The organism is Azospirillum halopraeferens DSM 3675 (genome assembly GCF_000429625.1).
Taxonomy (GTDB): domain Bacteria; phylum Pseudomonadota; class Alphaproteobacteria; order Azospirillales; family Azospirillaceae; genus Azospirillum; species Azospirillum halopraeferens.
Window position 1 is genome coordinate 272,060 of the sequence record NZ_KE386927.1, and the last position, 18,390, is coordinate 290,449.

The following is an 18,390-nucleotide window of genomic DNA, read 5'->3' on the forward strand; positions in this document are numbered from 1 at the left end:
TCAGCTCACGACGGGGGCACGCTACCGCAAACCGCTGGCCCTGCCAGCAATCCCGCGCGCATGGCGGCTGCGCGCGGGGCGCAGCTTAGCCGGCGTCCTTCAGCACGCCGCGCGCGACCTGGTCGCGCTCGATGCTCTCGAACAGGGCCCGGAAGTTGCCTTCGCCGAAGCCCTCGTCGCCCTTGCGCTGGATCACCTCGAAGAAGATCGGGCCGATCACCGTTTTGGTGAAGATCTGCAGCAGCAGCCCGCCGCCCGGCGCGCCGTCGACCAGCAGCCCGTCGCGCTTCAGGCGGGCCACGTCCTCGCCGTGGCCCGGCAGGCGTTCGGCCAGCATCTCGTAATAGGCGTCGGGCGGCGGCGGCATGAAGGCGTTGCCGCGCGCCCGCATGGCCTCCACCGTGGCGTAGGCGTCGCGGGTGCCCAGCGCCACGTGCTGGATGCCCTCGCCGTGGTAGGCTTCCAGATACTCCTCGATCTGGTCCTTGCCGCCGTGGCCGGCCGATTCGTTGATGGGGATGCGGATCTTGCCGCAGGGGCTGGTCATCGCCTTGGACTTGATGCCCGTCAGCTTGCCCTCAATGTCGAAGTAGCGGATCTGCCGGAAATTGAACAGCCGGGTGTAGAAGTCCGCCCACTCCTCCATGCGGCCGCGGTGAACGTTGTGGGTGAGGTGGTCGATCTCGAACAGCCCGACGCCGTCGGGGGTCTCCGGCTCGGCCTCCTCGAACTCGAAATCCACGTCGTAGATGGAACGGTCGCCGTAGCGGTCGACCAGATAGATCAGGCTGCCGCCGATGCCCTGGATGGCGGGGATGTTCAGCTCCATGGGGCCGGCGGTCCCCGGCACGCCCTTCGCCCCCAGCGCCTGCGCCCGCTCGTAGGCGTGGGCGGCGTCGGCGACGCGGAAGGCGATGGCGCAGATCCCCGGCCCGTGCACGCGGGCGAAGGAGCGGGCGAAGCTCTCCGGCTCGGCGTTGACGATGAAGTTCACGCCGCCCTGGCGCCACAGGGTGACCCGCTTGCGGCGGTGCCGCGCCACGGGGCGGAAGCCCATGGTGTCGAACAGCGTCTCCAGTTGCGCGGGATCGGGGGCCGCGTACTCGACGAACTCGAACCCGTCGGTGCCCATCGGGTTGATGTCGGAGATGAGGGCCGCCTTGCGTCGGGTGGTCACGTCGCTCCTCCCTTCACGGAAAGCATGGTTGACCAACCATGTGGGGGCGCAACGGCCGGCCGGCATGCCCCCAAGCGGGGGAGGCGCACGAAAAAAGGCGGCCGGAGGTGCCCCTCCGGCCGCGCCAGTCAAAACGTCAGCCTCACGGAAACCGCACGTCCGATCAATGGAACTGATCGGCCTCGGTGGAGTCCTTGTACGCGGTGGTCGAGGACATGCCGCCCGAGACGGCCATCGACACGGCGTCGAAGTAGCCGGTGCCCACCTCGCGCTGGTGCTTGGTGGCGGTGTAGCCGAGGCGCTCGGCCTCGAACTCGGCCTGCTGAAGCTCCGAGTAGGCGGCCATGCCGCGCTCCGCGTAGCCCTTGGCCAGCATGAAGGCCGAATAGTTCAGCGAGTGGAAGCCCGCCAGCGTGACGAACTGGTACTTGTAGCCCATGGCGCCCAGCTCGGCCTGGAACTTGGCGATGGTCGCCTCGTCCAGGTTGGCCTTCCAGTTGAAGGAGGGCGAGCAGTTGTAGGCGAGCAGCTTGCCGGGGAACTCCTTGTGGATGGCCTCGGCGAAGCGGCGGGCCTCCTCCAGGTTCGGCTTGGAGGTCTCCCACCACAGCGCGTCGGCGTAGGGCGCGTAGGCCAGGCCGCGGGCGATGCAGTGCTCGACGCCCACACCCTTCTTCAGGCGGTAGAAGCCCTCCGGCGTGCGGCCTTCCTCGAAATCGATGAACGGGTGGTCACGCTCGTCGATGTCGGAGGTGATGAGCTGCGCGCTCTCCGCGTCGGTGCGGGCGAACAGCACGGTGGAGGTGCCGCAGGTGTCGGCCGCCAGACGGGCGGCGTTCAGGGTGCGGATGAACTGCTTGGTGGGCAGCAGCACCTTGCCGCCGAGATGGCCGCACTTCTTCTCGGACGCGAGCTGGTCCTCGAAGTGGACGCCCGAGGCGCCGGCCTTGATCATGGCCTTCATCAGCTCGAAGGCGTTCAGCGGGCCGCCGAATCCGGCCTCGGCGTCGGCGATGATCGGGGCGAACCAGTAGGTGTCGCTCTTGCCCTCGGCGGTGTCGATCTCGTCGGCGCGCTTGAAGGTGTTGTTGATGCGCTCGACGATCGCCGGCACCGAGTTGGCCGGGTACAGGCTCTGGTCCGGGTACATCTGACCGGCCAGGTTGGCGTCGCCGGCGACCTGCCAGCCCGACAGGTAGATGGCCTTCAGGCCGGCCTTCACCGCCTGCATCGCCTGGTTGCCGGTCAGCGCGCCCAGGGTGTGCACGTAGGGCTCGGTGTGCAGCAGCTCCCACAGGCGCTTCGCACCCATCTCGGCGAGGGTGTACTCGATCCTGACCGATCCGCTCAGGCGCTTGACGTCCGCATCGGTGTAATCGCGCTTGATGCCTTCCCAGCGCTTGGCGTGGATGGCGGCCTTGGTCGTGTCGTCGATCGGAGCCATGATGGGTATCCTCTTTGTCCGACTGGGCGTCCGGGTGGAGCGCGTCCTCCCCCACCCGGCTGGGTCTTTTTCTCGTGGCGGCATGTGCACCGCAGCACCGGGTTCACAGTTATGACGGATTCCCCGCGGCTGCAATAAGTGCTTGTTTGTAAAGTGGTAAGTTTGTAAACTCTCGGTCAGGGATTTCTGTAAATCCGTAAACCTTGTAAAGTCCGGGGGTTGCCGGACGCACGCCGGGCGGATCATGGACAAGAAGGCGATGCTGGGCCCCAAGGTGCGGCGCCTGCGCCGCGAACAGGGGCTGACCCAGGCCCAGATGGCGGAGCAGCTCGGCATCTCCGCCAGCTATCTGAACCTGATCGAGCACAACCAGCGCCCCGTGACGGTGCCGCTGCTGCTGAAGCTGGGCAACGCCTTCGGCGTCGACATCCAGTCCTTCGCCGAGGACGAGGAGAGCCGCCTGGTCGCCGGCCTGCGCGAGGTGTTCGCCGACCCGCTGTTCAACGCCTCCGACATCAAGAACCAGGACTTCCGGGAGCTGGCCGCGGTGGCCCCGACGCTGGGCCAGGCGGTGGTGACGCTGTACCAGGCCTACCGGGACTCGCGCGCCGACCTGGAAGCCCTGTCGGAGCGGGTGGCCGACCGCGAAAAGCTGCACCTGGTGCAGAACGCCACCTTCCCGCTGGAGGAGGTGCGCGACCTCTTCCACACCCACCACAACCACTTCCCGGAGCTGGAGGCGGCGGCCGAGGCGCTGTGGAAGGACGGCGCGCTGGACCGCAACGACATCTACCGCGGCCTGGCCGACCTGCTGCAGACCCAGCACGCCGTGCGCGTGCGCCTGATGCCGGCGGACGTCATGGGCTACGCCGTGCGGCGCTTCGACCGGCACGGCCGGCGCATCCTGCTGTCGGAGATGCTGGCGCCGTCGGGGCGCGCCTTCCAGCTCGCCTGCCAGTTGGCGCTGCTGCGCCACCGCGACCTGCTGAACCGGATCGTCGACGCCGCCGCCCTGTCGGGGGACGAGGCGCGACGGCTGGCCCGCATCGGCCTGTGCAACTATTTCGCCGGCGCGGTGCTGATGCCCTACGACCGGTTCCTGGAATCGGCGCGCCAGGTGCGCTACGACATCGACATCCTGCGCCGCCGCTTCGACGCCTCGTTCGAACAGGTGTGCCACCGGCTGACCACGCTGCAACGGCCGGGGGCGCGCGGCGTGCCGTTTTTCCTGATCCGCGTCGACGCCGCCGGCAACGTGTCCAAGCGCTTCAGCGGCGCCGGCTTCCACTTCGCCCGCTTCGGCGGCGCCTGCCCGCGCTGGATCGTCTACGAGGCGTTCCGCACGCCCGGCAAGATCCACACCCAGCTTGCCAGGATGCCGGACGGCACCACCTATTTCTCGCTGGCCCGCACGGTGGTGAAGGCCAGCGGCGGCTACAGCAGCCCGCCGCAGCAGTTCGCCATGGCGCTGGGCTGCGAGGTCGCGCACGCCGCGCAGATCACCTATGCCGACGGCGTCGACCTGGACAACACCGAGGCGGCGACGCCCATCGGTGTGAATTGCCGCCTGTGCCCGCGTCTCGACTGCTCGCAGCGGGCCTTCCCGCCGCTCAACAACCGCTTGATCGTGGACGAGAATCTGCGCGGCCTGACGCCCTATCTGTTCGCCCCGCCGGCCGGCGAGGGCCGCTGAGACGGGGAAATACAACAGTTAGTTCATGTCTATCTGATAGAATCACACACTGACAACGTGGGTATTTTTCTCTGGCCTTGCGTTGTTGTTGTGGTTTATCGATGGGGTGCCGCCCCGCATGAAGCGATCGAACGAAGGTGACAAGGAGCCATGAGCAACATCCTCCGGGAACGAGTCCTGCGCGTCCACCACTGGACGGATACGCTGTTCAGCTTCGTCACCACGCGCGACCCGTCCTTCCGCTTCCTGAACGGGCAGTTCACGATGATCGGGCTGGAGGTCGAGGGCAAGCCGCTGCTGCGCGCCTATTCCATGGCCAGCGCGAACTACGAGGACACGCTGGAGTTCTTCTCCATCAAGGTGCCCAACGGCCCGCTGACCTCGCGCTTGCAGCACCTGAAGGAAGGGGACACGCTGCTGGTCAACCGCAAGGCGACCGGCACCCTGCTGGTGGACAACCTTCTGCCGGGGCGCACCCTGTATCTGCTGTCCACCGGCACCGGGCTGGCCCCGTTCCTCAGCGTCATCAAGGACCCCGAGGTGTACGAGCGCTATGAGCGGGTGGTGCTGACCCACACCTGCCGCACGGTGGCCGAACTGGCCTACCGCCGGGTCATCACCGAGGTGCTGCCGGCGAACGAGTTCTTCGGCGAGGCGGTGCGCGAGAAGCTGGTCTATTATCCCACGGTGACGCGCGAAGCGTTCGAGCATCAGGGCCGCATCACCGACCTGATCCGCAGCGGCACCCTGTTCACCGACATCGGCCTGCCACCGCTGGACCGGGAGAACGACCGGGTGATGATCTGCGGCAGCCCCGACATGCTGGCGGACTCCACGGCGCTGCTGGAGGAGCGCGGCTTCGTCATGGGCAATCACGGCGAGCCCGGCCACTTCGTCATCGAGAAGGCGTTCGTGGAGCGCTGACCCGGGCTCAGGCGGCCGGCAGCGGCATCCGGCGTCCCGCGGCGGCGCGCCGCGGGGCGGGGTGCCCTTCCACCAGGCGCGGCGGCTTGTTGAAGTTGATGGTGATCATCAGCGACAGCGCGCCGCCGATCAGGTGCAGCGTCTTGTCCCCGTCGACGGGCAGCGGGATCCTGCGGTCCATGCAATAGGCCACCAGCGCCGCCGCCACTTCCCCTTCCCCCAGCACCATGGGCGTCCCGACGCCGTAATCGTCGATCACGGCGATGGTCGTGCGCACGCCGTCGGTGGCGTCGTAGGTGACGCCCTGCACCGTGCCCGTCGGCAGCTCCTCGCGCCGCTTGCGCCGGCGATCCAGCACCGCGCGGGCCACCTCCTGTTCGGTGAAGACGAGGCAGCGGCATTCCTTCATGGCGGTGTCCCGGCCGGAGTTCGACCGGCACCACCGAACCGCCGCAGCGGGGTGGCGCCGTTTTCCCGATAATTGTCTCTCATTCGGCATAAATCAATCGGGGTATACGCAGGTCGGACCCGATGTCACACCCCCCTTCGCCCCGGGGTGGCCTCCGCCGACGCATCCGGCGTCTTGCCCGGACCCGGCCGAACGCCGATACTCCATGGACAATTGCCCGGTCCATCCGGGGGAGGCATGGCGTGATCGATCCGGCACGAACCATTGCAGTGGTCGGCGGTGCTCCGGTGGTGGAATCAACTCGATGACGCCCGAGCCGTCGGACCGTCGGCTGCGGGCCGCGCGCATCATGGCACTGGCGCAGGACACCTTCGGGGCAGCCCCCAAGGCCGGCGCATGGTTGCACCGCCCCACCGCAGCGCTCGGAGGCAAGCGCCCGCTCGACCTGCTGGATACCGATGAAGGCGCCCGCGACGTGGAGACGCGGCTCGGCCGGATCGCGCACGGGATCATCGCGCGATGACGGAGCCCGCACGCACCCGCCCCCGCACCGAGCGGGGTTGATCCCTTGCGCGAAACCGGACATGTAAGGCGCCATTGATCCACCCGCCGCCCATTCCGGAGTTCCCATGTCCGCAGCCCCCCACCGCACCGACGTCGCCGTCATCGGTGCCGGCCCGACCGGCCTCTTCGCCGTCTTCGAATGCGGCATGCTGAAGATGAGCTGCCATGTCATCGACGCGCTCGACATGGTGGGTGGCCAGTGCGCGGCGCTCTATCCGGAAAAGCCGATCTACGACATCCCCGGCCACCCCTCCATCGACGCCGCCGACCTGATCGACCGGCTGGCCGCCCAGGCCGCCCCCTTCGCGCCCACCTACCACCTGGGCCAGCAGGTGGAGACGCTGACCCGCACGGACGAGGGGCGCTGGCTGCTGGAGACGAGCATCGGCACCCGCATCGACGCGGGCGCGGTGATCATCGCCGCCGGGGCCGGCGCTTTCGGGCCCAACCGGCCGCCGCTGGACGGGCTGGAGTCGTTCGAGGGCAAGTCGGTCTTCTACATGGTGCGCCGCCGCCAGGACTTCGCCGGCAAGCGGGTGGTGATCGCCGGCGGCGGCGATTCCGCGGTGGACTGGACCCTGTCGCTGGCCGACATCGCGGAGAAGGTCTATGTGGTGCACCGCCGGGCCAAGTTCCGCGCGGCACCGGAGAGCGTGGCGCGCATGGAGGCGCTGGCGCGCGACGGGCGGGTGGAGATGGTGGTGCCCTACCAGCTCTCCGGCCTGGAAGGTGCCGACGGCCTGCTGACGGCGGTGCGCGTCGCCACCCTGGACGGCGAGGAGAAGGCCCTGCCGGCCGACGCCATGCTGGCCTTCTTCGGCCTGTCCATGAACCTCGGCCCCATCGCCCAATGGGGGCTGAACCTGGAGCGCAACCACATCGCGGTGGAGCCGGCGACCGCGGCCACCAGCGTGCCCGGCGTCTTCGCCATCGGCGACATCGCGGCCTATCCGGGCAAGCTGAAGCTGATCCTCTGCGGCTTTGCCGAGGCCGCCCAGGCGGCGCACGCCATCCACCCGCTGATCCACCCCGGCGAGGCCCTGCACTTCGAGTATTCCACCAGCAAGGGCGTGCCGGGGGCGGAGTAGGCGCCGGAATCGCAAAAGCCGCCCCCTTCCGGGGGCGGCGCCGGAATCGCGAAGGCCGCCCCCTTCCGGGAGCGGCCCTTGCGGCGCGGACCGTCAGCCGCCCTGACGGCCGGGGCCGGAACCCGGACCCTGGCCCTGACCCGGACCCTGGCCCTGACCCGGACCCTGGCCGGGGCCGCCCGGACCGGCGCCGGGGCCGCCGGGGCGGCCGCGGTTCATCATCTCGTTGGCGATGGTCTGCTGCTCGGGCGTGAGCTGGCCGTACATCTCCTTCAGCGCCGGGACGACCGCCTCGAACTGGGCGGCGCGGGCGGACATCATGGTCTGCATGCGCTCGGCGCGTTCCGGCAGGGTGGTCGGCCGGGGCTGGTCCTTCAGCCGGGCGCACGCCTCGGCCACCGGCTGCTGGCTGGTGCGCACGGTTTCGGCGAAGCGGGTCCAGGCCGCTTCCTGCTGCTGGGTGATGGCAAGCTTCTCCTTGGCGAAGGCCAGCATGCCGGCGGTGCGGGCCTGCTGGTTCTCGCACATCCGCTCGGGACCGCCGAAGCCGCCGGGGCCCCAGCCGTGGTGCATGCCGCCGGGCCGGGCGTCGGCGGCGAACGGCAGGGCGACGGCCAGGCCGATGCCGAGTGCGGCGGCGGTGAGGGCGATGCGTTTCATCGTGGGAACTCCCTGGTGATCGTCTGAAGTGTGGGTCGTCCGTATTCCGGTCGGGTCTGCCGTCGTCCGGCGCTCCCGATGACCCTGATCCTGCGACCGTTGGTTTGCCGGTTGATGTCCGGCGGGACGGTCTTTGGTAACAGTGTGTAACAGCCGCGGCGGCCGTAACGCGGCGTAACACATTTCCGCTTAACCGACCGGGCGAGCCGGCCGATGATGGGCCGGACCGCACCGCCGCGGCCGCACGAGGACGCCCACGGGATCGCCCACGGGGACACCATGGACCGCACGCCGCACCTGCTGGTCGTCGACGACGACCGCGACATCCGCACGCTGACCGCCCAGTTCCTGACGCGGCACGGCTACCGCGTGACCGCCGTGCGCGACGGGGCGGAGATGCTGAAGACGCTGGAGACGGCGCGCATCGACCTGATCGTGCTGGACCTGATGCTGCCCGGCGAGGACGGGCTGAGCCTGTGCCGGCGCCTGCGCGCCACCTCGGCCATCCCCATCGTCATGCTGACCGCCATGGGGGAGGAGACCGACCGCATCGTCGGGCTGGAGATGGGGGCCGACGACTATCTGGCCAAACCCTTCAGCCCGCGCGAACTGCTGGCCCGCATCAAGGCGGTGCTGAGGCGCGTCAACGCGCCGCCCGGCACGGCGGACGGCGCGCCCGCCGCGGTCCTGCGCTTCGAGGGCTGGTCGCTCGACCTCACCCGGCGGGAGCTGCACTCCCCCGACGGCGTGCTGGTCCAGCTTTCGGCCGGGGAGTACGACCTGCTGGTCGCCTTCGCCGAGCACCCGCAGCGGGTGCTCACCCGCGACCAGTTGCTGGACCTGGCGCGCGGGCGGGCGGCGGTGCCCTTCGACCGCTCGGTCGACGTCCAGGTCAGCCGGCTGCGCCGCAAGATCGAACCCGACCCGGCGGAGCCGACGCTGATCAAGACGGTGCGCGGCGGCGGTTACATCTTCACCCCCGCGGTGACGGCGGGGACCGCCCGATGACCGCCGCCTTCCGGCGGCTGCTGCCGGACAGCATCGCCGCGCGCACGGCGCTGACGGTGGTGGTGGCGCTGCTGCTGACGCAGGTCATCAGCGCCCTGGTCTACCTGGCGGATCGGCGCGAAGGGCCGCCGGCCCACAACCCGCGGGTGCTGGTCCAGCGCATCGCCGCCATCGTCCAGCTCGTCGAGGGGACGCCGGCGGACGAACGGCCGCGGCTGGTGCGCGCCCTGGACGACCCCATCCTGGGCGTGGAGTGGAGCCGCGACCGCCCGCGCGCCGGCAACCAGGCGGACGGCTTCCCCTTCGAGGTCCTGCGCCGGCGCATCCGCCAATCCCTGGGCGACCCGGGGCGCGAGGTGCTGGTGGCCCTGCCGCCGCGCCCGCCGTCGCCCATCGGCGCCCCCCTGCCGCGGCGCGAGGACCCGCACTGGTACGGCAACGCCCGCCTGTCGGTGCGGCTGGGCGACGGGTCGTGGCTGACCTTCGTCTCCGGCGATCCGTCGGAGGCGACGTTCCGCCTGCTGCGCTTCGGGCTGTGGATGACCGGCATCGTGGCGATGATCGTTGCCCTGTCGCTGTTCGCCGCGCGCCGCCTGACGGCACCGCTGGCCCGCTTCGCCGACGCGGCGGAACGCCTGGGGGTGGACCCCGAGGCACCGCCCCTGCGCGAGGCCGGCCCGCGGGAGCTGCGCGCCGCCACCCGCGCCTTCAACCGCATGCAGGAGCGGCTGCGCCGCTTCGTCGACGACCGCACCCAGATGCTGGCGGCGATCAGCCACGACCTGCGCACGCCGCTGACGCGCCTGCGCCTGCGCGCCGAGATGGTGGAGGACCCGGAGACGCAGCGCCGCATGCTGGCCGACCTGGACGAGATGCAGGCGATGATCACCGCCACCCTCGCCTTCGCCCGCGACGACGCCCGGCGGGAGCCGCGCGGGCCCCTGGACCTGGCCGACCTGCTGCAAAGCCTGGTGGAGGACCGCACCGACGCCGGCCACGCCGCCGCCTACGAGGGGCCGCATCATGCCACCGCCAGGGGCCGGCCGGTGGCCCTGCGCCGGGCCCTGGCCAACCTGATGGACAACGCCATCGCCTATGGCGGCGGCGTGCGGGTGCGGCTGCTGCCGGAGGACGGCCAGGCCCGCGTCATCCTGGACGACGACGGCCCCGGCATTCCCGAGGCGGAGTTCGAGAAGGTCTTCGCCCCCTTCTACCGGCTGGAGCGCTCGCGCTCGCGCGATACCGGCGGCGTCGGGCTCGGCCTGTCGACGGCGCGCACCATCGTGCGCGGCCACGGCGGCGACATCACCCTGGCCAACCGCCCGGAAGGGGGGCTGCGCGTCACCGTCGTGCTGCCGCTCTAGGGTCCGCGGCGGCGATCCCGCCCCTATCCCATTGACATATCTCCCGGCCACCCTCACCTTCGCGGGATCATGGATACCATTCATGGCACCTGCGTCGAGGTGGGCGGGGTCGGCGTGCTGCTGCGCGGGCCGTCGGGCGCCGGCAAGTCGGACGTGGCGCTGCGGCTGATCGACGGCGGCGCCCGGCTGGTCGCCGACGACCGCGTCGCGCTGCGGCTGGAGGGCGGCCGCCCGGTCGCCGCGGCCCCGCCGGCGCTGGCCGGCCTGCTGGAGGTGCGCGGCGTCGGCATCCTGCCGGTGCCCGCAGCGCCGGCGGCGGCGGTCGGGCTGGTGGTCGACCTGGTCGGCCGCGACACGGTCGAACGGCTGCCCGAACCGGAAACCGTCACCCTGGTGGGAACGCCGGTACCCCGCCTGGCCCTTTCCCCCTTCGACGCTTCGACGCCGGCCAAGCTGCGGCTCGCCGCCGCGGCCGTCGCGTCGGGCATCCTCGGCCGGAGCCCGGAGGCGCCATGACGGGCACCCGCGATCTCCCCTTCCCCGCCGCTCCCGCGCCGGAACCGCGCCGCCTGGTGCTGGTCACCGGCATGTCCGGGGCCGGCATGTCCGTGGCGCTGAAGGCGCTGGAGGACCTGGGCTACGAATCGGTGGACAACCTGCGCCTGTCGCTGGTCCCCGCCCTGGTGGAGCAGGGGGAGGCGAGCCGGCGGCCGCTGGCCATCGTCATCGACAGCCGCACCCGCGACTTCAGCGCCGACGCCTTCATCGACCACATCGAGGCGCTGACCGCGCACCCCGACCTGGAGGTGCGGCTGCTGTTCCTCGATTGCGGCGACGAGGTGTTGCAGCGCCGCTTCACCGAGACGCGGCGGCGCCACCCCCTGGCCGTGGACCGGCCGGTCCCCGACGGCATCCAGCGCGAGCGCGCCCTGCTGAACCCCCTGCGCGAGCGCGCCGACGTCACCGTCGACACCACCCATCTTTCCATCCACGACCTGCGGCGCCTGCTGGCGGGCCACTTCGCGCTGGACGCCCAGCCGGCGCTCCAGGTGTTCATCACCTCGTTCTCGTTCCGCCTGGGCCTGCCGCGCGAGGCCGACCTGGTGTTCGACGTCCGTTTCCTCACCAACCCCCACTGGGACCCCGAACTGCGGCCGATGAGCGGCCTGGACGAGCCGGTGGCGGCGCGCGTCGCGGGCGATCCCGACTTTCCCGCCTTCTTCCGGAACCTGACGGACTTGTTGCGGCCGCTGTTGCCGCGCTACAACCAGGAAGGCAAGAGCTATCTGACCATCGCGGTCGGCTGCACCGGCGGGCGCCACCGTTCGGTCTATGTGGCGGAGCGGCTGGCGGCGTGGCTCAGGGATCTCGGGGTCAAGGTCGGGCTGACCCACCGGGATCTCGAACGATCGGGACCCCGTCCCGGATGATGGTCGGGACCACGGCCCGGATGAAGGGTACGACCGCGTCCCGGATGACGGGCGGCCCGGCCGGCGGCGGACGGGGCGCGAGCGCAAAGGGAACCAGCATGAAGGGTGTCCGATGATCGGCATGGTTCTGGTGACCCACGGACGGCTGGCGGAGGAGTTCATCGCCGCCCTGGAGCACGTCGTGGGCGAACAGGCGCAGGTGCGGGCCGTCTGCATCGGCCCCGACGACGACATGGAGCAGCGCCGGCAGGACATCCTCACCTCCGTCGCCGACGTCGACGACGGCTCGGGCGTGGTGGTGCTCACCGACATGTTCGGCGGCACGCCGTCGAACCTGGCCATTTCCATCATGGACAAGGCGCGGGTGGAGGTCATCGCCGGTGTCAACCTGCCCATGCTGATCAAGCTGGCCAGCGTGCGCGGCCACGAGACGCTGGCCCACGCGGTGGCGGCGGCGCGCGACGCCGGGCAGAAGTACATCAACGTCGCCTCCTCGCTGCTGTCCGACGGATAAGGTTCCCATGGCTTGCGACGACGACACTCCCCCGCCCGCGGGCGGGCGCGACGGGGCGTCCCCGGGGACCGCCCCGGAGGTCTGCCAGACCGTCACCATCTGCAACCAGCGCGGCCTGCACGCCCGCGCCGCCGCCAAGTTCGTCAAGCTGGCCGCCCGCTTCGATTGCGAGATCGAGGTGCGGCGCGGCGAGACGGTGGTGTCGGGCGAATCGATCATGGGGCTGATGATGCTGGCCGCCGGCCCCGGCACCACGGTGGAGCTGTGCGCCTACGGCCGGGAGGCCGAGGGGGCGGTGGCGGCGCTGGCCGACCTGGTCGGGCGGAAATTCGATGAAGACTGAGGACGCGGCGGTCCCGCGCACCCTGCGCGGCCTGGGCGTATCGCCCGGCATCGCCATCGGTCCGGCCCACATCGTGGAGACCGGCGCCATCCGCGTGCCCGAATACCCGGTCGGCCCCGACCGGGTCGACCACGAGGTCGCCCGCTTCGGCGAGGCGGTGGCCAAGGCGCGCCGGCAGATCCGCAAGCTGAAGAGCAAGGCGCTGGTGCTGCCCGAGTCGGCGTCGGAGGAGATCGGCATCCTGATGGACGCCCATCTCGCCATGCTGACCAATTCCCGCCTCACCCGCGGCGTGGAGCGGCGCATCTGCAACGACCGCATCAACGCCGAAGCCGCGGTGCAGGCGGAGATCGCCTCCATCGCCCAGAGCTTCGCGGCGATGGACGACACCTATCTGGCGGCCCGGGTGGGCGACGTGCGCGAGGTGGGGCGCCGGCTGATCCGCAACCTGATGCGCCACGAATACCGCGCCTTCTCGCTGCTGCCCGCCGGCACGGTGATCCTGGCGGAGGAGCTGACGCCCGCCGACACCGCGCTGCTCGACCCCCGCCGGGTGGCCGGCTTCGCCACGGTGCTGGGCGGGGCCGAGGGGCACACCGCGATCATGGCGCGCTCGCTGGGGCTGCCGGCGGTTCTCGGCGCGGCCGGGCTGCTGTCGGGCGTGCGCAACGGCACGCCGGTCATCGTCGACGGCATCGAGGGCCGCGTCATCATCGGCCCCGACGAGGCGACGCTGGCCGAGTACGGCGGGCGGCGCAAGGCGCGCGAGCGCGAGCGCGAGGCGCTGAAGGCGTACAAGCGCCTGCCGGCGGTGACCCGCGACGGCACGTCCATCGTGCTGCACGCCAACCTGGAGTTGCCGCGCGACCTGGACAACGCGCTGGAGAACGACGCCCAGGGCATCGGCCTGCTGCGCACCGAGTTCCTCTACATGAACCGCGACGACCTTCCCGACGAGGAGGAGCAATACGCGGTGATCCGCGCCATCGTCGAAGGGATGGGCGGGCGTCCGGTCACCGTGCGCACCATGGACATCGGCGGCGACAAGCTGGCCGGCGGGCTGCACGGACGCTACGGCGACCCGGCCAACCCGGCGCTGGGACTGCGCGCCGTGCGGCTGGGCCTGCGCGAGCCGCGCCTGCTGGAAACCCAGATCGCCGCCATCCTGCGCGCCGGGGCGCACGGACCGGTGCGCATGCTGCTGCCCATGATCAGTTCGGTCAGCGAGGTGCAGACCGTGCGCGGCATGATCGCCCAGGTGACCCGCCGCCTGCGCCGCCGCGGCGTCGCCGTCGCCGATCCCATGCCGCCGCTGGGCGTCATGGTGGAGGTGCCGGGGGCGGCCCTGTCGGCGGACGCGCTGAGCTACGTCTGCGACTTCTTCGCCATCGGCACCAACGACCTGACCCAGTACACACTGGCCATCGACCGCGGCGACGAACAGGTGGCGGCCCTCTACGACCCCCTGCACCCCGCCGTCCTGCGCCTGATCCAGTTCACGGTGGAGGCGGCCCTGCGCGCCCGCATGCCCGTGTCGGTGTGCGGCGAGATCGCCGGCGACCCGCGCTACGCCGCCCTGCTGCTGGGGCTGGGCGTGCGCGAGCTGTCCATGGCCCCCATGGGCATTCCCGCGGTCAAGCGCCGCATCCGCACCCTCGACCTGATCGAGGCGACGCGCCGCGCCCGCGTCATCATGGACCAGTCCGACAGCGGCCGCATCGCCACCCTGCTGGACGATTTCAACGCCATGGCCTGACGGGGGCCGGCGACCTGACGGAGTCGGAGCGCGCAACAAAAGGCTGTTTGCGCGCTCTCCGGCGCCATTTCTTCGCTCCGACCGCCGCCTCACCGTAATAAATAGTTCAATAACCCTCCCCGCGCGGAATATCCGCAGCGGATCTCCGGCCCAGTCCTCCCCCATTCAGCCGTCATAACGCTGCCATTCTTGCCTTTTTCAAAGAATGTCATAAAATAGCAGACAAATAAGTCTAACAAATAAGCATTCGCCTTCAAAATTGGCAGGCAGGGTGAGGGCTCAACATGAAGATTGCAACGAAGATCGGGCTGGGATTCGCCGCGGTCCTTCTGCTGACGCTCGCCGTCGGCGCCATCGGCTACGGCAGCCTGCACCGCTACTCCGACCGGGTTGCGCAGTCGGCGCACGGGCGGGCCATCGAACGCCATGTGGGACACCTGCTGGCCGTGCGGCCGCGCGACCTGGCCGGCAACGAGGCGGCGGTGGCGGAACTGAAAGCCGACCTGGCGCAGATCGACGCCGGTTTGCGGGCCATCGCGCCGGACTCCCCCGGGCTGGCCCTGGTGCCCGCGGTCGAGGCGGCCTTCCTCGACCTCGCGGCGGTGGAGGAGGAGCGGCGCGAGGCCGCCGGCCGGGTGGCGGACACGGTGAAGGAACTGGGCCAGGTGGCCATCCGTGCTCTGCGCACGGCGCGCCGGCAGATGCGCGACGCCGGTGAAGGAGCCGCGGCCGGCGACGCGGCGGCCACGCTGGACCGGGTGCGCCAGCTTCAGACCGCCATCGCGGAGACCGACGCCCTGCGCGCCCGGCTGGCCGGCGGCGGCGACATGGTGACCATCGGCGACGTCCAGGCCAAGGTCGCGGCCATGCTGGGCCAGGGCGAACGGATCGCCGCCGACGCGGGCGATCCGGCGGTGCTCACCGACCTGCGGGCCGCCACCGACCGGCTGGAGGCGGAGATCGGCCGTGCCATCGAGGCGGCGCTGCGCATCGAGTCGGCGACGACAGAGCTGCGGACGGCGCTGGGCGACCTTCAGGCGGCGGGCGAGGAGGCGACGGCCGCGGTGTTCCGCGCCGCCGACGCGGGCAAGGAGGCCGCCGGCGCCCTCATCCTCGCCAGCCTCGGCCTGCTGATGGGGCTGGGCGCGTTGCTGGCCGTGCTGATCGGCCGCGGCATCCGCCGCTCCCTGGACGCCCTGGCCGGGGCGATGGGGGCGGTTGCCGCCGGCAACCTGTCGCACCCCGTTCCCTTCGCCGGGGAGCGGACGGAGCTGGGCGGCATGGCCGCCACGGTGGAGGTCTTCCGCGCCGCGGCGCTGGACAAGCGGCGGATGGAGGAGGAACAGGCGCAGGCCAAGCGGCGGGCGGAGGAGGAGCGACAGGCCGCCATGGCCGCCATGGCGGAGGCGCTGGAGCGCACCATCCGGGCGCTGGTCGGGCGCATCTCCGACTCCATCGCGGCGATGCACGACACGGCCGGCCGCATGGCCGGCACGGCGGACCGCACCAGCGAGCGCAGCGCCGCCGTCGCCGCGGCGTCGCGGGAGACCGGTGGCAACATCCAGGCGGTCGCCGCCGCCTCGGAGGAGCTGAGCGCGTCCAGCGCCGAGATCGGCCGGCAGGTGGGGCTGGCGTCGCAGGGCATGCAGCGGGCCGCCGGCGACGCCGACGCGACCCTGGCCGCGGTGCAGGGGCTGTCGGACGCCGCCGAGCGCATCGCCGACGTCTTCAACCTGATCAACGCCATCGCCACCCAGACCAACCTGCTGGCCCTGAACGCCACCATCGAGGCGGCGCGCGCCGGGGAGGCCGGCCGCGGCTTCGCCGTCGTCGCCGCCGAAGTGAAGAATCTGGCGGGCGAGACCGCGCGGGCGACCGACGCCATCGCCGGCCAGATCACCAACCTGAAGGCGACGGTCGCCGGCGTCGTCACCGCCATCACCGGCATTGCCGGCGTGATCCGGGAACTGAGCGGCAACACCACCGCCATCGCCGGCGCGGTGGAGCAGCAGGTGACCACGACGCGGGAGGTCACCCGCAACACGGTGGAAGCGGCCAGGGCCATGACCGGCGTCGCCGACCATGTGCGCGACGTGTCGGCCGGCGCGCGCGAGACGCTGGACGGTGCGCGCAGCGTGGAGGACGCCACCGACGAGCTGCGCCGCCACATCGGCAACCTGGAGGCGGAGGTGGAGCGGTTCGTCGCCGGCATCCGCGACGGCCGGAGCGGTGCCGCGGCGGCGGCGTAGCCCGCGGGCAGACCCGGTTGAGGCGCGTTGATCGGCGCGCCGCGACCGGCTACCGTCCGCGCCATGACGATCCTTTGCGCACGGTTGTGCGGTCCCCGCCCCGCCGGACCGACCATGAGGATGCGGTGAGCCGCGTCGCGGGCGACGTTCCCGACACCCGCCGCCGCAACATGGCGGCGGTGCGCAGCCGCGACACCAAGCCGGAGATGATGGTGCGCCGGCTGCTGCACCGGCTCGGCTACCGCTACCGGCTGCATCCCCGCGATCTGCCCGGGCGCCCCGACATCGTCTTTCCCGCCCGCCGGAAGGCGGTGGAGATCCGCGGCTGCTTCTGGCACGCCCATCCCGGATGCCGCCACGCCACCCTGCCGGCGACGCGGCGCGACTGGTGGAAGGCGAAGCTGGACGGCAACGCCGCGCGCGACGCCCGCAACGTCGCGGCTCTGGAGGCGATGGGTTGGACGGTGCTCGTCCTGTGGCAGTGCGAACTGGCCGACCCGGCGGCGGTCGAGACGCGGCTGCGCGCCTTCCTGGGTCCTCCCGGCGGCGAGCGCCGCCGCGCCGTCGTCGACCTGTTCTCCTGCGGCGGCGGCATGAGCGCCGGTTTCGCCGGCCGGCCGGGCTGGCGCCTCGCCGCCGCCGTCGACCTGGAGGTCGCCAAGCCCTCGGGAAAGGACAGCGGCGAGACCGGCTGCAACGCCATCTACGAGGCCAACCACGGCCTGCGCCCCATCGCCGCCGACCTGTCGGTGCTGGAACCGGCGGAGCTGCGCCGCATGGCCGGGCTGGAGCCCGGCGCGGTCGCCTGCCTGATCTCCTGCGCCCCCTGCACGGATTTTTCCCGGGCCAACCCGGCCAACCACGGGCAGGACCGCACCCGCAACTCGCTGGTCGGGCGGTCCGGCGATTTCGTCGCCGATCTGCGCCCCGAGGTGTTCCTGATGGAGAACGCCCGGGAGCTGATCACCGGCAACCATTCCCGGCACTGGCTGGAGCTGCGCGACCGTCTGGCCAATCTTGGCTATGACGTGCGGGCCGACGTCCACGTGCTGAGCCGCTTCGGCCTGCCGCAGGGGCGCGAGCGCGCCCTGATCGTCGCCTCGCGGGTCGGGCCGGCGCGCACGCTGGAAGACCTGTGGGAAGGCTGGAGCGTGGCGCCGGAGGCGGTGACCGTGCGCAGCGCCCTCGGCCGCCTGGCGGAATGGCTGGCGGAGCATCCCGACGATCCCGACGGGGCCGCCTGCCCCGGCACCGGCCGGGCGGTGGCGGCGCGACTGGCCGCGACGCCCCGCGACGGCGGCGGCTGGATCGACGTGGCGCGCGACCCGCGCACACGCCACCTGTGCACCGACGACTGCCGGCGCCGCTGGGCGGCCGGCGACCCCGGATCGCACCCCGACGTCTACGGCCGTCTGTGGTGGGACCGCCCGGCCCCGACCATCAAGCGCGAATGCGCCCATGTGGGCAACGGCCGCTACGCCCACCCGGAGGAGAACCGCCTGCTCACCGTGCGCGAGATGGCGACGCTGCAGGGGTTCCCCTTCCGCTACCGCTTCCCGGTGCGCTCGGTCGCCAACCGCTACCGCGCCATCGGCGACGCGGTGCCGCCGCTGATCGCCTGGCAGATCGCCGCCTGCGTCGACTGGATGCTGACCGGCTGCCGGCCCGAGCCGGAGGCGTGGGTGATGCCGGAGACCTGCCTGCGCACCACCGACCTGCGCCGCGCCGGCGGCTGGAGCAACATGCGTTTTATGTGAAACGCATGTT

General features: G+C 71.4%; 17 protein-coding genes. 13 read left to right on the plus strand and 4 right to left on the minus strand.

Features of this window, described 5'->3' with window-relative positions; genetic code table 11:
• Positions 1-85: 85 nt before the first annotated feature.
• Both hppD and aceA read right to left on the minus strand, forming a co-directional pair.
• Complete coding sequence (gene hppD / locus G472_RS0125860) at positions 86-1,132, minus strand: 4-hydroxyphenylpyruvate dioxygenase (RefSeq protein WP_051341400.1); 1,047 nt, start codon at positions 1,130-1,132, stop codon at positions 86-88.
• 208 nt (positions 1,133-1,340) lie between these two features.
• Entirely contained in the window at positions 1,341-2,621 is a 1,281-nt protein-coding gene (gene aceA, locus G472_RS0125865) for an isocitrate lyase (RefSeq protein ID WP_035693730.1), read from the minus strand.
• Positions 2,622-2,865: 244 nt separating this feature from the next.
• Here aceA and G472_RS0125870 point away from each other — a divergent pair, with 244 nt between their 5' ends.
• Positions 2,866-4,314 carry a helix-turn-helix domain-containing protein gene (locus G472_RS0125870; protein ID WP_035693732.1) on the plus strand — a complete coding sequence of 483 codons (1,449 nt, stop codon included), beginning with the start codon at positions 2,866-2,868 and terminating at the stop codon, positions 4,312-4,314.
• Positions 4,315-4,464: 150 nt separating this feature from the next.
• Positions 4,465-5,238, plus strand: a complete 774-nt coding sequence (locus G472_RS0125875; protein ID WP_029010698.1) for a ferredoxin--NADP reductase — start codon at positions 4,465-4,467, stop codon at positions 5,236-5,238.
• 7 nt (positions 5,239-5,245) lie between these two features.
• Here the strand turns inward: G472_RS0125875 and G472_RS35695 are convergent, their stop codons facing one another.
• The gene (locus G472_RS35695; RefSeq protein WP_051341312.1) at positions 5,246-5,647 is read right to left on the minus strand and encodes a hypothetical protein; all 402 of its coding nucleotides are present in this window, start codon (positions 5,645-5,647) and stop codon (positions 5,246-5,248) included.
• Between the two features lie 304 nt (positions 5,648-5,951).
• Here G472_RS35695 and G472_RS35700 point away from each other — a divergent pair, with 304 nt between their 5' ends.
• Together G472_RS35700 and G472_RS0125890 are read left to right on the plus strand one after the other, a co-directional pair.
• Positions 5,952-6,170 (plus strand): antitoxin Xre/MbcA/ParS toxin-binding domain-containing protein, encoded by a 219-nt coding sequence (locus tag G472_RS35700; RefSeq protein ID WP_051341314.1) that lies wholly within the window; start codon positions 5,952-5,954, stop codon positions 6,168-6,170.
• Between the two features lie 106 nt (positions 6,171-6,276).
• Entirely contained in the window at positions 6,277-7,299 is a 1,023-nt protein-coding gene (locus G472_RS0125890; RefSeq protein ID WP_029010699.1) for an NAD(P)/FAD-dependent oxidoreductase, read from the plus strand.
• A 93-nt stretch (positions 7,300-7,392) separates the two neighbouring features.
• On the opposite strand, the gene G472_RS0125895 is transcribed toward G472_RS0125890, so the two are convergent.
• Complete coding sequence (locus G472_RS0125895) at positions 7,393-7,959, minus strand: Spy/CpxP family protein refolding chaperone (RefSeq protein ID WP_029010700.1); 567 nt, start codon at positions 7,957-7,959, stop codon at positions 7,393-7,395.
• A 279-nt stretch (positions 7,960-8,238) separates the two neighbouring features.
• Between G472_RS0125895 and G472_RS0125900 the strand changes: the two genes are divergently transcribed.
• The 9 genes from G472_RS0125900 to vsr all read left to right on the plus strand — a co-directional run bounded on the left by G472_RS0125900 (position 8,239) and on the right by vsr (position 18,380).
• Complete coding sequence (locus G472_RS0125900) at positions 8,239-8,967, plus strand: response regulator (RefSeq protein WP_029010701.1); 729 nt, start codon at positions 8,239-8,241, stop codon at positions 8,965-8,967.
• On the plus strand, positions 8,964-10,331 hold the full coding sequence (locus tag G472_RS0125905) for an ATP-binding protein (RefSeq protein ID WP_029010702.1): 1,368 nt from the start codon (positions 8,964-8,966) through the stop codon (positions 10,329-10,331). The genes G472_RS0125900 and G472_RS0125905 overlap by 4 nt, the downstream gene beginning before the upstream one ends.
• 69 nt (positions 10,332-10,400) lie before the next feature.
• Positions 10,401-10,847 (plus strand): HPr kinase/phosphorylase, encoded by a 447-nt coding sequence (locus tag G472_RS35705; protein ID WP_035693733.1) that lies wholly within the window; start codon positions 10,401-10,403, stop codon positions 10,845-10,847.
• Complete coding sequence (rapZ, locus tag G472_RS35710; RefSeq protein ID WP_051341316.1) at positions 10,844-11,761, plus strand: RNase adapter RapZ; 918 nt, start codon at positions 10,844-10,846, stop codon at positions 11,759-11,761. Before G472_RS35705 ends, rapZ begins: the two co-directional genes overlap by 4 nt.
• A 112-nt stretch (positions 11,762-11,873) precedes the next feature.
• Positions 11,874-12,275 (plus strand): PTS sugar transporter subunit IIA, encoded by a 402-nt coding sequence (locus tag G472_RS0125920; RefSeq protein ID WP_029010703.1) that lies wholly within the window; start codon positions 11,874-11,876, stop codon positions 12,273-12,275.
• A gap of 7 nt (positions 12,276-12,282) precedes the next feature.
• Positions 12,283-12,618, plus strand: a complete 336-nt coding sequence (locus tag G472_RS0125925; protein ID WP_029010704.1) for an HPr family phosphocarrier protein — start codon at positions 12,283-12,285, stop codon at positions 12,616-12,618.
• A complete protein-coding gene (gene ptsP, locus G472_RS0125930) occupies positions 12,608-14,374 on the plus strand; it encodes a phosphoenolpyruvate--protein phosphotransferase (RefSeq protein WP_029010705.1) in 1,767 nt (588 codons plus the stop codon). Before G472_RS0125925 ends, ptsP begins: the two co-directional genes overlap by 11 nt.
• 284 nt (positions 14,375-14,658) lie before the next feature.
• Positions 14,659-16,623, plus strand: a complete 1,965-nt coding sequence (locus G472_RS37645) for a HAMP domain-containing methyl-accepting chemotaxis protein (protein ID WP_051341318.1) — start codon at positions 14,659-14,661, stop codon at positions 16,621-16,623.
• Positions 16,624-16,748: 125 nt separating this feature from the next.
• Positions 16,749-18,380: a DNA mismatch endonuclease Vsr gene (gene vsr, locus G472_RS0125940; protein ID WP_211100257.1), complete on the plus strand. Its 1,632-nt coding sequence runs from the start codon at positions 16,749-16,751 to the stop codon at positions 18,378-18,380.
• The last annotated feature ends 10 nt before the right edge of the window (positions 18,381-18,390 follow it).

Bases quoted from the DNA above. Each gene is read 5' to 3' on its own strand.
- hppD (WP_051341400.1), bottom strand. From the start codon at position 1,132: ATGGGCACCGACGGGTTCGAGTTCGTCGAGTACGCGGCCCCCGATCCC.
- aceA (WP_035693730.1), bottom strand. From the start codon at position 2,621: ATGGCTCCGATCGACGACACGACCAAGGCCGCCATCCACGCCAAGCGC.
- G472_RS0125870 (WP_035693732.1), top strand. From the start codon at position 2,866: ATGGACAAGAAGGCGATGCTGGGCCCCAAGGTGCGGCGCCTGCGCCGC.
- G472_RS0125875 (WP_029010698.1), top strand. From the start codon at position 4,465: ATGAGCAACATCCTCCGGGAACGAGTCCTGCGCGTCCACCACTGGACG.
- G472_RS35695 (WP_051341312.1), bottom strand. From the start codon at position 5,647: ATGAAGGAATGCCGCTGCCTCGTCTTCACCGAACAGGAGGTGGCCCGC.
- G472_RS35700 (WP_051341314.1), top strand. From the start codon at position 5,952: ATGACGCCCGAGCCGTCGGACCGTCGGCTGCGGGCCGCGCGCATCATG.
- G472_RS0125890 (WP_029010699.1), top strand. From the start codon at position 6,277: ATGTCCGCAGCCCCCCACCGCACCGACGTCGCCGTCATCGGTGCCGGC.
- G472_RS0125895 (WP_029010700.1), bottom strand. From the start codon at position 7,959: ATGAAACGCATCGCCCTCACCGCCGCCGCACTCGGCATCGGCCTGGCC.
- G472_RS0125900 (WP_029010701.1), top strand. From the start codon at position 8,239: ATGGACCGCACGCCGCACCTGCTGGTCGTCGACGACGACCGCGACATC.
- G472_RS0125905 (WP_029010702.1), top strand. From the start codon at position 8,964: ATGACCGCCGCCTTCCGGCGGCTGCTGCCGGACAGCATCGCCGCGCGC.
- G472_RS35705 (WP_035693733.1), top strand. From the start codon at position 10,401: ATGGATACCATTCATGGCACCTGCGTCGAGGTGGGCGGGGTCGGCGTG.
- rapZ (WP_051341316.1), top strand. From the start codon at position 10,844: ATGACGGGCACCCGCGATCTCCCCTTCCCCGCCGCTCCCGCGCCGGAA.
- G472_RS0125920 (WP_029010703.1), top strand. From the start codon at position 11,874: ATGATCGGCATGGTTCTGGTGACCCACGGACGGCTGGCGGAGGAGTTC.
- G472_RS0125925 (WP_029010704.1), top strand. From the start codon at position 12,283: ATGGCTTGCGACGACGACACTCCCCCGCCCGCGGGCGGGCGCGACGGG.
- ptsP (WP_029010705.1), top strand. From the start codon at position 12,608: ATGAAGACTGAGGACGCGGCGGTCCCGCGCACCCTGCGCGGCCTGGGC.
- G472_RS37645 (WP_051341318.1), top strand. From the start codon at position 14,659: ATGAAGATTGCAACGAAGATCGGGCTGGGATTCGCCGCGGTCCTTCTG.